The organism is Pseudodesulfovibrio hydrargyri (assembly GCF_001874525.1).
Taxonomy (GTDB): domain Bacteria; phylum Desulfobacterota; class Desulfovibrionia; order Desulfovibrionales; family Desulfovibrionaceae; genus Pseudodesulfovibrio; species Pseudodesulfovibrio hydrargyri.
Genome location: NZ_LKAQ01000001.1, coordinates 58,686 through 71,106, shown reverse-complemented (window position 1 = coordinate 71,106; position 12,421 = coordinate 58,686). Strand labels below are relative to the sequence as shown.

13 protein-coding genes and 1 tRNA gene are annotated in these 12,421 nt (G+C 58.8%); 4 read left to right on the top strand and 10 right to left on the bottom strand.

Annotated elements, in window-relative coordinates; all coding sequences use genetic code 11:
- Nucleotides 1-10 precede the first annotated feature (10 nt).
- From BerOc1_RS00365 to BerOc1_RS00355, 3 genes are all read right to left on the bottom strand, one after another.
- Entirely contained in the window at nt 11-721 is a 711-nt protein-coding gene (locus BerOc1_RS00365; protein ID WP_071543748.1) for a DUF554 domain-containing protein, read from the bottom strand.
- Between the two features lie 130 nt (nt 722-851).
- Complete coding sequence (locus BerOc1_RS00360; RefSeq protein ID WP_071543747.1) at nt 852-1,169, bottom strand: DUF190 domain-containing protein; 318 nt, start codon at nt 1,167-1,169, stop codon at nt 852-854.
- Between the two features lie 212 nt (nt 1,170-1,381).
- Complete coding sequence (locus tag BerOc1_RS00355) at nt 1,382-2,191, bottom strand: ZIP family metal transporter (protein ID WP_071543746.1); 810 nt, start codon at nt 2,189-2,191, stop codon at nt 1,382-1,384.
- A gap of 482 nt (nt 2,192-2,673) precedes the next feature.
- Between BerOc1_RS00355 and BerOc1_RS00350 the strand changes: the two genes are divergently transcribed.
- The 3 genes from BerOc1_RS00350 (at nt 2,674) to BerOc1_RS00340 (ending at nt 4,192) form a co-directional block, all read left to right on the top strand.
- Complete coding sequence (locus BerOc1_RS00350; RefSeq protein WP_071543745.1) at nt 2,674-2,925, top strand: hypothetical protein; 252 nt, start codon at nt 2,674-2,676, stop codon at nt 2,923-2,925.
- A gap of 8 nt (nt 2,926-2,933) precedes the next feature.
- Nucleotides 2,934-3,122 carry a hypothetical protein gene (locus BerOc1_RS00345; RefSeq protein ID WP_071543744.1) on the top strand — a complete coding sequence of 63 codons (189 nt, stop codon included), beginning with the start codon at nt 2,934-2,936 and terminating at the stop codon, nt 3,120-3,122.
- Between the two features lie 746 nt (nt 3,123-3,868).
- On the top strand, nt 3,869-4,192 hold the full coding sequence (locus BerOc1_RS00340; RefSeq protein WP_242652808.1) for a TIGR03905 family TSCPD domain-containing protein: 324 nt from the start codon (nt 3,869-3,871) through the stop codon (nt 4,190-4,192).
- Nucleotides 4,193-4,334: 142 nt separating this feature from the next.
- On the opposite strand, the gene BerOc1_RS00335 is transcribed toward BerOc1_RS00340, so the two are convergent.
- From BerOc1_RS00335 to BerOc1_RS00305, 7 genes are all read right to left on the bottom strand, one after another.
- Nucleotides 4,335-5,537 carry a multidrug effflux MFS transporter gene (locus tag BerOc1_RS00335; RefSeq protein ID WP_071543743.1) on the bottom strand — a complete coding sequence of 401 codons (1,203 nt, stop codon included), beginning with the start codon at nt 5,535-5,537 and terminating at the stop codon, nt 4,335-4,337.
- A gap of 472 nt (nt 5,538-6,009) precedes the next feature.
- A complete protein-coding gene (locus tag BerOc1_RS00330; RefSeq protein ID WP_071543741.1) occupies nt 6,010-7,176 on the bottom strand; it encodes a sensor histidine kinase in 1,167 nt (388 codons plus the stop codon).
- 628 nt (nt 7,177-7,804) lie between these two features.
- Entirely contained in the window at nt 7,805-8,434 is a 630-nt protein-coding gene (locus tag BerOc1_RS00325) for a hypothetical protein (RefSeq protein WP_071543739.1), read from the bottom strand.
- A 112-nt stretch (nt 8,435-8,546) separates the two neighbouring features.
- Nucleotides 8,547-8,642, bottom strand: a tRNA-Ser gene (locus tag BerOc1_RS00320).
- Nucleotides 8,643-8,833: 191 nt separating this feature from the next.
- Nucleotides 8,834-9,220: a NifB/NifX family molybdenum-iron cluster-binding protein gene (locus BerOc1_RS00315; protein ID WP_071543737.1), complete on the bottom strand. Its 387-nt coding sequence runs from the start codon at nt 9,218-9,220 to the stop codon at nt 8,834-8,836.
- A 75-nt stretch (nt 9,221-9,295) separates the two neighbouring features.
- Nucleotides 9,296-9,784: a nucleoside deaminase gene (locus BerOc1_RS00310; protein WP_071543735.1), complete on the bottom strand. Its 489-nt coding sequence runs from the start codon at nt 9,782-9,784 to the stop codon at nt 9,296-9,298.
- An 8-nt stretch (nt 9,785-9,792) separates the two neighbouring features.
- Nucleotides 9,793-10,608, bottom strand: coding sequence for a phosphoribosylformylglycinamidine synthase subunit PurQ (locus tag BerOc1_RS00305; RefSeq protein WP_071543734.1), 816 nt, complete (start codon nt 10,606-10,608; stop codon nt 9,793-9,795).
- A gap of 173 nt (nt 10,609-10,781) precedes the next feature.
- On the opposite strand from BerOc1_RS00305, the gene pyrG reads away from it, so the two are divergent.
- Complete coding sequence (gene pyrG / locus BerOc1_RS00300; RefSeq protein WP_071543733.1) at nt 10,782-12,419, top strand: CTP synthase; 1,638 nt, start codon at nt 10,782-10,784, stop codon at nt 12,417-12,419.
- Nucleotides 12,420-12,421: the final 2 nt, after the last annotated feature.

Genomic DNA, 12,421 nt, shown 5'->3' with positions numbered 1-12,421 from the left:
CCGCGGAGTTCTAGAACAGCCGAGCCCAGAGGTCGGACAGGGGCATGACCAGGAGCAGGGCCGGGATCATGCTCGCCACCGGGAACTGCTTGATGCCGCAGATGCGGAAGCCCGTGGCCAGCATGATCAGCCCGCCGCAGGCCGAGAAGTCGGCCAGCATGTCCGGGGTGGTCAGGGGCAGGATCAGGGACGAGGCGTAGTAGAGTACAGCCTGGACGGCCAGTTGCGGGATGACCAGGATGCCAACGGACAATCCCATGGTCGAGGCGAAGATCGGAGCGGTGAACAGGTCGAGAATTGCCTTGACGATGAGCAGGGTGGGGTCGCCGGTCATGCCTTCGCTCATGGCCCCGTACACGCCGGTGCCGCTCAGGCAGAAGAGGACCAGCAGGGCCACGAACTTGTCCAGGTATTCCTCCTGGCTCAGGTCGCCGCTGGGCCGGGCCACCTTGTCGATGAGCCTGCGGGTCTTGCCCGCGCCCTTCTGGATCAACGATTCCAGCTGGACGAGTTCGCCGAGCACCGAGCCGAGCACCAGGGCCAGAACCACCGGGGCCAGGAACTTGACCTTGACGATCATGGCCACGCCCAGCCCCATGGAGGCGCAGCCAAAGACCATGGGCATCTTGAGACGAAGATTCATGCTGAGTTTGGGGCCGAGAACCGCCCCGGCGACGCTGCCTACTACCAGCGCCGCTCCGTTTACTAAGGGACCAATCATATAAAAATCCTTACTGCCGGGCGCGGTGTCGGCGCGTCCGGTTGAGATGGTGATGTAAGAAAACAGATGTTCACACGGCGTCAGGGGCGCAGTGGAAGCAATGCCGAATCAGGAGGGAAGGCTGGCGGGGTCAGCTGTCCGACGTGAAGCCGAATTCGATCTCGGACTTGGTGTAGAAGACGCGCAGACCGGTTTCCGCAAACCGGGCCATGAGCTTATCGCATTCGTCCTGCGTCAGGGCCAGGGCGACCTGCACCGGCGCATCCTCGAGGTCGAAGAAGTTGTCCGAATGGAAGCGGCCGTCATGGCCGAATCCCTCGCTGCCGGAAAAGAGTGTCGCACCGCGCACGCCGAGGCGCCGAGCCTCTTCGACGATCCACGAGGCCACGGGCTGGCCGTTGTGTTCACGGCTCTGTTGGGTAAAAAAGGTAACAAAGTATCCTTGCATAACATCAATCCTGAAAAACAAATGTGTTGCATACAGGTCCGCCGGGGCAGAACGGGAATCGTTCATGGCGGGCCGGGGGGAAGGTCTCCCGCCCAAGTGGCAAGAGGTTACACCCGACTGTTGCGGGACTCAACTATTTCTTCCTGTGTAGAATTATATTCTTGTATCCAGGTTTAATAGTATGTGTTTTTTTGAATAAAACAGTCGAGTTGTCAGCCCAGAGCCACATCCAGAACCATCATGACGGTAAAGCCGAAGATGACGCCCATGGTGGCCAGATCTCCGTTGCCCGAGGACTGGGATTCGGGAATGACCTCTTCCACGACCACGAAGATCATGGCCCCGGCGGCAAAGGCCAGAGCATAGGGCAGCAGGGGGCGTGCCAGGAGCACGGCCCCCGCGCCGAGCACGGCGGCCATGGGTTCGACCATGCCCGAGGCCTGGCCGTATAGGAAGGACTTGGTCCGGGACATGCCTTCGCGCCGCAGGGGCACGGACACCGCCGTGCCTTCCGGGAAGTTCTGGATGCCGATGCCCAGCGCCAGGGAGATGGCCCCGCCCAGGGTGGCCGAGTCCAGCCCGGCGGCCACGGCCCCGAAGGCCACGCCCACGGCCAGCCCTTCCGGAATGTTGTGCAGGGTGATGGCCGTGACCAGCAGGGTGCTGCGTCGCCAACTGGTTTTGATGCCCTCGGCTTCGGACAGGGGCGCGTTCAGGTGCAGGTGGGGCAGGACCATGTCCACCAGCCGCAGGAAGGCAGCGCCGAGCACGAAGCCCACGGCCGCCGGGACAAAGGCCAAGTCGCCCAGGTAGCCGGACATCTCTATGGCCGGGGCCAGCAGCGACCAGTAGCTGGCGGCGATCATCACCCCTCCGGCGAAGCCGAGCATGACGTCGAGCGTTCTTTTGGAAATGTCCCTGGCCGTGAAGACCAGGGCCGCGCCCAGGGCGGTCACGCCCCAGGTGAACAGGGTGGCCAGAAAGGCCTGGTAGACGGCGTTCTGTTCCATGAACCAGTCCATGCTGGGAGACTCCTTTGGCTGAGGCTATTCCGGTCGGGCTGTGTGCCCGGGGCTGTTCCGACTTATAAAACCTAAGGCCTATGTCTCCATGGGACAAGCATTAATTCAACGCGGTATCTCCGTCTGTCGCGGTTCTCATGCGTCGCCCTCTGAGACCATAACCCGTTCCTCTCTGTGGTTCGGACTCCGCTTGCCGCCTATCGGCGATAGCGGTTTTCCTACGTTAACCAAATGAACAGCGAGCGGCCTGAGCGATCGACTCCTGGATAGCCACCCGGCCCAAGAGCAACGCTCCGTCGGCAAGACAGGTGCCTTTTCTTCGACGGTCAAAGAACTTGACCAGTGGACGAGGAGGATATAAAAACATATATGAGTCCAATATGTTCTCATGTGGAGAACTTTTCCCTCCGACCTCCTGGACCGCTTTCTCGGCGGTAGGGCGGCTTTCAAGGGGGGCAAAAATCCTCATTGGAGGCGAATAAATGGGAAAAGTCATAGAATTCCCCAAGAGCGTTGGGGAGGAGCCGGAAGAGCCGGCCTGCCGGATGAGTGAATGGCTCTACATTCTGTATAGCCATCTTCTCGACCAGCGGGAGCGGCTGGCCGGGATCGATCGGCAAGATTTGGTCGAGGACACGGACGATGTCTTGGCCCGGATCCCGGTAGAGGTCATCGGTCACATGAATCAACGCTACGGACAGGAACGCGGCATGGATTGGCCGCCCGAGAAATAGGGGGAATCATGAACGACAAGGATACTCAGATCATCAGCGTCCGTGGCATGGACACCGCCGTGTGGCGGGCGTTCCAGGCCTATATCGCCATGACGGACCAGAAGACGCCCGACGCCATCAAGAAAGCCATTGAATCCTTCATGCGTGAGGAAGGCTACGGCAGGCTGCTCAACTTCCGGCCGGATAACGGGGAGTGACCCCGGAAGCGCCGACTGTCGCCGTCTATATGCGCATATCGATATCGCGTGCCGGCCGAACGCCAAGTTCGGCCGGTTTTTTTGTTGGAAAGGGCGGAGTGACGGGCGCGGTTAGGCTAATTATCGTCAAATTTCACATAATTTTTTATTTTGGTTAAAATACAACTAACACTTTGATTTATAAAAATATTATTTTGTTATAAGAGGGCAAAATGTCGGCCTCCCGACATTTTCCTGCCTAACTGGGAGGAATAAATGTTCCATATTTCACAATTGGCGTTTGACATGGGGTTTGAGTTTTTGTAGGTCACTCCTCGGTGAACGGGGAAATCCCCCTCCCCGCGCCGTTTGGTAGAGAGAGTTCAAGGCATGTGGCCATCCCGTCTGCGCGAGCATCATGCGCCTATTGAGAAAAATGGCGCAAGCGGGAATGGCCCTGCTGGGGGGTATTTTACTGGAGGTTCGAAACCTCCCCTCTCCACCGCGGGAACGCGGCGGGCCCGGAATACGCCGGGCCCCCGGTGTCGGACCGCTTGGCAAAATCGTTTGCGTCGATTTGCAGCGTGTTCCCGTAATCGCCTTGAGGAATCGTCTTTGCCCGCAGGGAAGACGGGTGACGCTCGCCGGAGCCCGTGTTTCGGGCGGTGCCGAAGAGCGCGAAGCTCGTGCGCCATGCCGCGGGAAAAGGCGAGTTGTTTCACAACCGGTTGATCCGGCTGAATCTTAAAGGAAATGGGTTGAATACAATGGATAACGCATATCATCAGGTGGCCCCCATGGTCTCCGCACCGCGCGGCCGCACCAAGGTCGAGCACTTCGTCCCCGAAGAGGGCGTCGGAGTCTGCACCAAGGAAATCGATTTTGTCGTGGACAACGGCAGCATCGATTACGTCAACTTCTGCGGCGGCTGCGAAGGCAACCTCAAGGCCATCGCCGCCATGATCGAAGGCATGAACGTCGATTTCGTCCTGGACCGTTTCAGCGGCATTACCTGCGGCTCCAAGTCCACCTCCTGCATGGACCAGTTCTGTCACGCCCTGCAGGCCTACAAGGCGAAGCAGCAGTCCTAATGCGCCACGCCTTTGCCGTTTCCCTCCATCGGAAACATGACAAAGCCCCGGGTCAATGACTCGGGGCTTTTTTGTCTGCCGTTGCGGACACGGCATCTAACGAGTGTAGAGAATATTACGCAGTCGCCCGGCCAACTGGCCGCTATGCGTATTTCCGCCCTTTTCCCACGACGGACAGAAAGGCCGCCGCCGAAAACAGCAGCATGATCACGGTCATGGTCCACGGCGTGCCCTTGCCGAACACGGCGATCAGCAGCGAGGAGATGATACCGCTGCCGTACTGCAGCGAACCGATCAGGGCGGAGGCGGAGCCAGCGATGTGGGGCACTTCATCCAGAGCGGCCGCCGTGGACGTGGCCGCGACGATCCCGTTCATGGAGAAGAAGAGAAAAACCATGGCCACGATGCCGGGCAAACCGTAGAGTTCCGCCCTGACAAAGACCGTCATCGCGGCCATGGCCAGCAGGGCTATGGCGGACGCTATCTGCAGCAGTCTGCGCAGGGGAAAACGCAGGACCAGATACCGGTTGAAAAAACTGAGGGTCATGACTCCGACGATGTTCAGCGCGAACAGCCAGCCGTAGTGCTGGGGATCCACTCCGAAATAGGAGATGTAGATCCTCGGGGAACCGGCGACAAAGGCGTATACCGCGACATAGTAGAAGGTGACGCAGAGGGTGAAGCGCATGAACACTTTATGTCGCAACAAGTGATAGTAATTGATAAAAGCCCTTTTGAGGGAGGCGGGAACCCTTTTCTCGCCGGGCAGCGTTTCGGGCAGCCGGAAGAGGGAAACGAACATCACCGCGCCGATTCCCGTGAGCAGCCAGAATATGCTGTGCCAACTGCTCACCTTGATGATCTGGCCGCCGAGCAGCGGGCCGACGATGGGCGCTATGGCCATGATGATCATCAGGGTCGAGAGCTTCTGTGCGGCCTGGGTGCGTGAAAACAGGTCCCGGATCATCGCCCGGGCCAGCATGGGGCCGGTGCATGCGCCGAACGCCTGGACCACGCGCCAGAGCACGATTTGCCCGATGGACTGCGACAGGGCGCATCCGGCGGCCCCGGCGGCAAAGATCAGCATGCCGATGAAGAGCGGCACCTTGCGCCCGATGCTGTCGCTGATCGGCCCCCAAATGAGCTGGGCAAAGGCGAAGCCGATCAGAAAACCGGTGATGGTCAGTTCGGCGTCCCCGTTCAGCTCCCTGGCCATGGCGGGCAGGGCCGGAAGATAGATGTCCGTCGAAAGTGACGTGAACGCCATCAATGCCCCGAGAATGGACATGAAAAGCGCGCCGGTGACGACTTTGGCGTCGTTGTTCGTGATTTTGCTGTTGTTCATTGTTCCTAATATCCGTTCCTTACCGGACGAGCGGTTCATTGCCCGGTCGCCGGGAGTCCCGTCCCGGGGCTGCCGGAGTACAATCGGGCAACCGGCGGTACCCGGCTTCATGCGGTCCTGTCAACGCATTGCCGGCATCTTTGCATTTCGTGACTGCGCTCGCCCTGATGGGAGGTATACGGGTCTGGACGAAAATAGGTAGATTGATCCTGCCTGATTGTTGCCTGATTGTACGAATGTTGGGCGTTGGCATCTTGTTGGAGCTGGCGGGTTCCAACAACGAGTTGAGCGGAATATGGATATAACATGCATAAAACTCAACCAAGATGTCGGAGGGCAATCCGTGCGATGCCTGGCGTGTTGAAGGGGAGGATTGCCCGATGGGCCGTGGAATGGCCGGTGTCGGCAAACAGCGCCGAAGCCGGATGGGACCCCGCTTTTGGGTCGGTTGTCCGGACGGGCAGGACGTCCGTTACAAGAGCTTGGGCAGGACAAAGACGAACGAGGCGCCCGGGCCTTCTTCCTGTGTCACCCTGCCGCCCAGGTCCACGGTTATCTCGAAGAGCATGGTTATACCGAGGGACTGCGCGGGGCAGGAGTCCAGGGACGCCCGAAATCCCGGTCCGTTGTCCCTGTAGGTGAAGCGGAAGGTTTCTCCCAGGTCCTCGAGCGCCAGGGTGATGGTCGGGTCCGGGTGGTCCGGGCCAAAGGCGTGGGTGAAGGAGTTGGTCACGAGTTCGTTCAGGAGCATGCCGAAATACACGACCCGGCGGCCGGAGATTTCCAGTTTCTCCAGCGAGGCATCGAGCCTGACCTGGCGGTTCGGGGCGGCCTTGATCCAGTTTTCCATCATCCTGCGGATGTAGGCCGAGAGCTCCACCGTCTCGTGGCCTTCGTAGGCCAACAGGGTGTGCAGTTCAGCCACGCCCTTTATCTGACTGGTCAATTTTTTTTGATAGGCCACGAATTCCTCTTTGGAAAGATCGCAGGCCATGTCCAGTTGGATCAGGCTGCACAGGATGTTCAGGTGGTTTTTCACGCGGTGGTGCACTTCGCTGATGGCCGTGTCGAACTGCCGTTTGTGGCTGGTCGTCTCTTGTTTTTCCAGTTGCAGCTGCAGGTCGGTTTCGGCGATGGACTTGAAGAGGGCGATGTCCTCGAGCAGGGCCCGGTCCTCGGGCATGGGCTTGTCGCCCAGGGCGCACAGGGTGCCGAACAGTTCGCCGTCGGGCCAGCGGATGGGCACGCCGATGTAGGAAATCAGCGAAAACTCCACGCTGGGATTGTCCTTCCAGGCCTCGTCGCTGAGCGAATCGGGCACGAAATTCACCGTGTCGCCGCTCAGGGTGGTTTCGCAATACACGCCGAGCCCCAGGGGAAAGCGATCATACTTGATGAAGGTCGCGTCCTCGGTCTCGTTGTGCAGGAAGACGTACAGCGTGTCCTGATCCAGCCTGGTGATGAGCGCGTGCGGCTGGCGCAGGGCCACGGCCACGTGATTGACCAGCCGTTGCCACTTCTCTTTAGTCTCGGCCGGAAGTTCGGGCTTGGACCGCGACGAGGCGGCGACGTAAACAGCCTTGTCGTCAAACCTGCGCAGGCGGGAAATAACGTACCCGGTCCCGGAGTCCTTGCCCATCCGACCTACCTCTGTATTGTTTTGCCTTATTTTTTCCTATAGCGAAACAGCTTATACCAGAATAACACTATAGTTCAACCGGGCAAATTCTTCTTTCGGAATGACAGTCGGGCGTTCGGAGTTAAAGAATCGGGGCGAACTGCCTGCAATGGAAGAAAAAAGAGGCTAGATGTTATGCTGGTTCTCTCTTGGATTTCTGGAAAGGAGGGAGGAAATAGGGGAGCTATTTTTATTGTTTTCAAGCATTGTGTAACGCAACGAATTTATGGTCGATACTGAAGCTTAGTGTTTGTTTGGCAAAGGAATTGAGTATGAAGTATGTTTGTTTCTCCATCCTTGGGGGTCGGTGGACATTGCGATTGTGATGAGGGCTTACGTCTATTACAATCTAAAAAAAATGAATTTCTATATGTCAAGGAAAAAACCACCTCGCAGTTTCGATGTTTCAATCGATATTGATGGTAACACCCACGCGGGGAAGTGGTTTTCCGAGAAAGGTTGCATCATCGTTCGATATGGATGGGCAGAAAAAACAACCCAAACGGGAAGTATGCCTCCTGAGTTTTTAGCCCGAATGCTTTTAAAGGAGATTGTGAAGGAAAAGAGCTATAATCTGGAATGACTTCACCTAGCTTGAACTTCGTATTATTTGGACGAGGAAATATCCTCCTGTAGCCAAGGCAAAAAGGAGTGGCCCAAAGTAGTCCAAAATTGCGAAGCGAAGTACCAATGTAAGTTGGTGTCGCCAAAACTTTTTTTCGAGCAGTTCCAACTTGTCACTGTATGTGGCAAAGGTTTGGTGAAGTGTCTTAAGCTTTGTTGGAGGATATGCCCCTTCAACAGGCTGAGCTGTTTGCTCCTCTAGATCATTTATGAGTCGTCTAAAGATCTTATAAGCAACTCCATACTGTGGGTCATTAGGGATAGCCAGAATATCCCCCAGTGATTCAATGAATTCTTGCTGAGTTGGTCCTGTCAATCTTAGTTTCCACTTCTGAAACGACTCAAAGCCATGCACTATCAACATGATAAAAAAATAAAGGATACCGCCGAGGAGCAACCAATCCAATTTTTCTGGGGTAATCCCTGTTAGGGTTGTTTGCATGACGGTTATTGGCCCTTCGATGGATATGCCAGATATTCTGGCGCAAACGATCAGGCTACAAAGAAGCAGGCTGCGTCGAGCTTTCATCGCTTGGATGGTTAGCTCGACAAATGGCTCGCTGATAACAGCATTCGTATTTTTGTCTAATCCCATAATTCTTCCTATGGGTTATTTACCCTTCATATATATCAGAAATATCAGCGTGTAAAAGTCTCAATGCACAAAAAAGCCCTTGAGCCTAGGGCTCAAGGGCTTTTCATAGTCCTGGCGGAGAGGGTGGGATTCGAACCCACGTGACGGTTACTCACCGCCAACTCGATTTCGAGTCGAGCGCGTTACGGCCGGACTTCGCTACCTCTCCTTGGGTGGCTAGCGCCAATGTGAAGTGGGTATATAAACAGACTCGCGGCAAGTGGCAAGCATCTTTTGGAGTTGATCGCGGATGGAGGGGGCGGTCCGGCTTGGAATGGGCCGGATGGACATGGAGCGCAGACAAAAGCCCCCGAACGGGATCGGGGGCTTTTGCGTTGCAGATGTGTTCGCCGGGGCGGCCTAGAGCGGCTTGAGTTCGGTCAGGACCGGCTCGTCGTGGTGGTCGCAGTCGTGGTGGTCGCAGGTGATCCGGTTGTCCTCAAGCTCGCCGGACAGCCATTTGGCGAGGACGTCCTCGATGGGGCCGGAGCAGCCCCGGACCACTTCGATGCCCGCCTTCCTGAGGATGTTCAGCGCGCCCTCGCCCATGTTGCCGGCGAGCATGACCTTGACGCCGCGGCCGGCCAGGACCGGGGCGATGTCGGACTTGCAGCCGCATCCCTGGGGGGAATCCATGCGTTCGCTGAAAACGATGCGGTTATCCTCCACGGTCACCAGGGTGTAGTGGTCGCAGTGGCCGAAATGGTCGTCGATAAGGCCTTCGCGGGTGGGCAGTGCGATGATCATATGTCTCTCCTGAATGGATGAATGGGTCTGAATATGAAAAATAAGGCGGATTGTCCCGTTGTAAAGAGGGGCGGCCTATTTTCTCCTTTCCAGGAAGAACCGTTTGAGCAGGGAGGAGCACTCGGTGCCCATGACGCCCTCCACGGTCCACAGCCGGTGGTTGGTAAACGGCAGGGAGCAGCCCTCCAGGTTGGAGACCAGGGCCCCGGCGCGTTCGTCCCTGGCCGCGAAGACCACCCCGGCCACCCGGGCGTGGATGAGCGCGCCCGTGCACATCAGGCACGGCTCCAGGGTCACGGCCATGATCGTGTCCGGCAGCCGGTAGTTGCCCATGACGCGGGCCGCCTCGCGCAGGCAGAGAATCTCGGCGTGCCCCGTGGGGTCGTGCGAGGCGATGGGCCGGTTGTGGGCCGAGGCGAGCAGGGTGCCGGTGGGCGTGAACAGGGCCGCGCCGATGGGGGCCTCGCCCGCCTGGGCGGCCTTGCACGCCTCGCCGAAGGCCACGTCCATGAGATCGCGCCAGGTGGTCCCGGCGGGCGGTTGGGGCGCGGAGGGGGCGGCCATGTCCGGGGCTACCGCTCCTTGAGGTAGCGCACCCCGGCTTCGAGCATGGTCAGGCCCAGCGGGATGTCCGGATCGGTGCCGCGCGTCCAGGACGGATGGTTGGTCTTGTGGTTGTACGCCTCGGGGTGGGGCATGAGGCCCAGGATGCGGCCGGTGGGGTCGGTCAGCCCGGCGATGCCCAGCGGGGACCCGTTGGGATTGTACGGGTATTCCAGGGTCACCTCGCGTGTCTCGGGGTGGACGTACTGGACCGCGATGAGATTTTCGTCCCGCAGGGCCTGGAAGGTGGCGTCGTCCATGGGGATGATCTTGCCCTCGCCGTGGCGGATGGGCACGTCCAGGTAGTCGATGCCCTTGGTGAACACGCAGGGCGAGGCCGGGTTGGTCTTGAGCCGCACCCAGCGGTCCTCGAACCGGCCGGAGTCGTTGTAGGACAGGGAAACCTGGCGCTCGAAGTAGCGCCCGCCGATGCCCGGGAGCAGGCCGAGCTTGCACAACAGCTGGAAGCCGTTGCAGATGCCGAGGATGATGCCGCCCTTGTTGAAAAAGCCTTTCAGCTGATCCAGGACGGGCTTGCCGTCCGCGTCGTTGGACCACCGCCAGCGCAGGGCGGCCGCCTGGGCCGCGCCCAGGTCGTCGCCGTCGAGAAATCCGCCGGGGCAGAGCAGGTAGTTGTAGTCGTCCATGCGGACATGGCCCGCTGCGAGATCGGAAAAATAAACGATATCGGCATTGTCCGCCCCGGCCTCCTGCAGGGCGTAGGCGGACTCCTTTTCGCAGTTGGTGCCGTATCCGGTGATGACGAGTGCGTTGACGCGGGCCATGAAAATCTCCTCTTCATATTGACTTTGTCGCATTACCCTGCAAAATTTGCGAAGCAGCGACGTGCTGGGCTGGAACATACGTGTCCGACGCACGACAGTCAACATAACCGGCGGATGAGACTGGTTATGATATATCCTTATAATTCAAGCATAATCAAGGGGCTTCCTGACGTATGAAAACCAAGTTCATATTTATTACCGGTGGTGTTCTTTCCTCCCTGGGCAAGGGGCTGGCCGCGGCATCCATCGGCGCACTCCTCCAGGCCCGCGGCCTCAAAGCCACCATTCAGAAGCTCGATCCCTACATCAACGTCGACCCCGGCACCATGAACCCGTTCCAGCACGGTGAGGTCTACGTCACGGACGACGGCGCCGAGACCGACCTCGACCTCGGCCACTACGAACGCTACCTGGGCGCGGCCCTGAGCCAGCAGAACAACTACACCTCCGGCTCCATCTACAACTCCGTCATCCAGAAGGAACGCCGCGGCGACTACCTGGGCGGCACCGTGCAGGTCATTCCGCACATCACCGACGCCATCAAGGAGGCGGTCATCAACCTGCCCAACGGCGAGGATGTGGCCCTGATCGAGATCGGCGGCACCGTGGGCGATATCGAGGGCCAGCCGTTCCTGGAGGCCATCCGCCAGCTCAAGAACGACCTGGGCAAGGAGAACGTCCTGTTCATTCACCTGACCCTGGTCCCGTACATCAAGGCCGCCGGCGAGCTGAAGACCAAGCCCACCCAGCACTCGGTCAAGGAGCTGCGCTCCGTGGGCATCCAGCCCGACATCATCATCGCCCGCTCCGAAGTACGCCTGCCCGAGGATCTCAAGAAGAAGATCGCCCTGTTCTGCGACGTGGACCAGGACGCCGTGTTCACCGGCGTGGACGTGGACAACATCTACAAGGTCCCGCTCGAATTCTACAACGAGGGCGTGGACCAGAAGATCGCCATCCTCCTGAAGCTGCCCGCCAAGAACGCGGAGCTCGCACCCTGGGAAAACCTCGTCTACAACCTGGACAACCCCAAGGGGTCGGTCAAGATCGGCATCGTCGGCAAGTACGTGGACCTGACCGAGGCCTACAAGAGCCTGCACGAGGCGCTGATCCACGGCGGCGTGGCCAACGAGGTCAAGGTGGAGTTGGAATACGTCAACTCCGAGAAGGTCACCCCGGCCAACGTGGAGAAGAAGCTCAAGGGACTGGACGGCATCCTGGTGCCCGGCGGCTTCGGCTCGCGCGGCATCGAGGGCAAGATCCTGTCCATCAAGTACGCCCGCGAGAACAAGGTTCCCTTCTTCGGCATCTGTCTGGGCATGCAGTGCGCCTGCATCGAGTTCGCCCGTAACGTCATCGGCCTGGAAGGGGCCAACTCCGAGGAATTCGACAAGACCACCCCGCACAACATCATCTACCTGATGAAGGAATGGTTCGATTTCCGGACCAAGAAGACCGAGACCCGCTGCGAGGAGTCCGAGAAGGGCGGCACCATGCGCCTGGGTTCCTACCCGTGCAAGCTCAAGAAGGACACCAAGGCGTTCGAGGCGTACAAGGCCGCGAACATCGACGAGCGGCACCGCCATCGCTTCGAGTACAACAACAAATACATCGAGCAGTTCGAGCAGAACGGCATGGTCCTGTCCGGCACGGCCCCGGACGAGTCCCTGGTGGAAATCGTGGAACTGCCCGGCCACCCCTGGTTCCTGGGTTGCCAGTTCCACCCGGAATTCAAGTCCAATCCCATGAAGCCGCATCCGCTGTTCCGGGAATTCATCCGGGCATCCAAAGACGAGAAGGCCAAGAAGTAGCC

What these genes read in the sequence shown, in the direction of transcription:
- BerOc1_RS00365 (WP_071543748.1), bottom strand. Translation starts at nt 721, where the DNA reads ATGATTGGTCCCTTAGTAAACGGAGCGGCGCTGGTAGTAGGCAGCGTC.
- BerOc1_RS00360 (WP_071543747.1), bottom strand. Translation starts at nt 1,169, where the DNA reads ATGCAAGGATACTTTGTTACCTTTTTTACCCAACAGAGCCGTGAACAC.
- BerOc1_RS00355 (WP_071543746.1), bottom strand. Translation starts at nt 2,191, where the DNA reads ATGGACTGGTTCATGGAACAGAACGCCGTCTACCAGGCCTTTCTGGCC.
- BerOc1_RS00350 (WP_071543745.1), top strand. Translation starts at nt 2,674, where the DNA reads ATGGGAAAAGTCATAGAATTCCCCAAGAGCGTTGGGGAGGAGCCGGAA.
- BerOc1_RS00345 (WP_071543744.1), top strand. Translation starts at nt 2,934, where the DNA reads ATGAACGACAAGGATACTCAGATCATCAGCGTCCGTGGCATGGACACC.
- BerOc1_RS00340 (WP_242652808.1), top strand. Translation starts at nt 3,869, where the DNA reads ATGGATAACGCATATCATCAGGTGGCCCCCATGGTCTCCGCACCGCGC.
- BerOc1_RS00335 (WP_071543743.1), bottom strand. Translation starts at nt 5,537, where the DNA reads ATGAACAACAGCAAAATCACGAACAACGACGCCAAAGTCGTCACCGGC.
- BerOc1_RS00330 (WP_071543741.1), bottom strand. Translation starts at nt 7,176, where the DNA reads ATGGGCAAGGACTCCGGGACCGGGTACGTTATTTCCCGCCTGCGCAGG.
- BerOc1_RS00325 (WP_071543739.1), bottom strand. Translation starts at nt 8,434, where the DNA reads ATGGGATTAGACAAAAATACGAATGCTGTTATCAGCGAGCCATTTGTC.
- BerOc1_RS00315 (WP_071543737.1), bottom strand. Translation starts at nt 9,220, where the DNA reads ATGATCATCGCACTGCCCACCCGCGAAGGCCTTATCGACGACCATTTC.
- BerOc1_RS00310 (WP_071543735.1), bottom strand. Translation starts at nt 9,784, where the DNA reads ATGGCCGCCCCCTCCGCGCCCCAACCGCCCGCCGGGACCACCTGGCGC.
- BerOc1_RS00305 (WP_071543734.1), bottom strand. Translation starts at nt 10,608, where the DNA reads ATGGCCCGCGTCAACGCACTCGTCATCACCGGATACGGCACCAACTGC.
- pyrG (WP_071543733.1), top strand. Translation starts at nt 10,782, where the DNA reads ATGAAAACCAAGTTCATATTTATTACCGGTGGTGTTCTTTCCTCCCTG.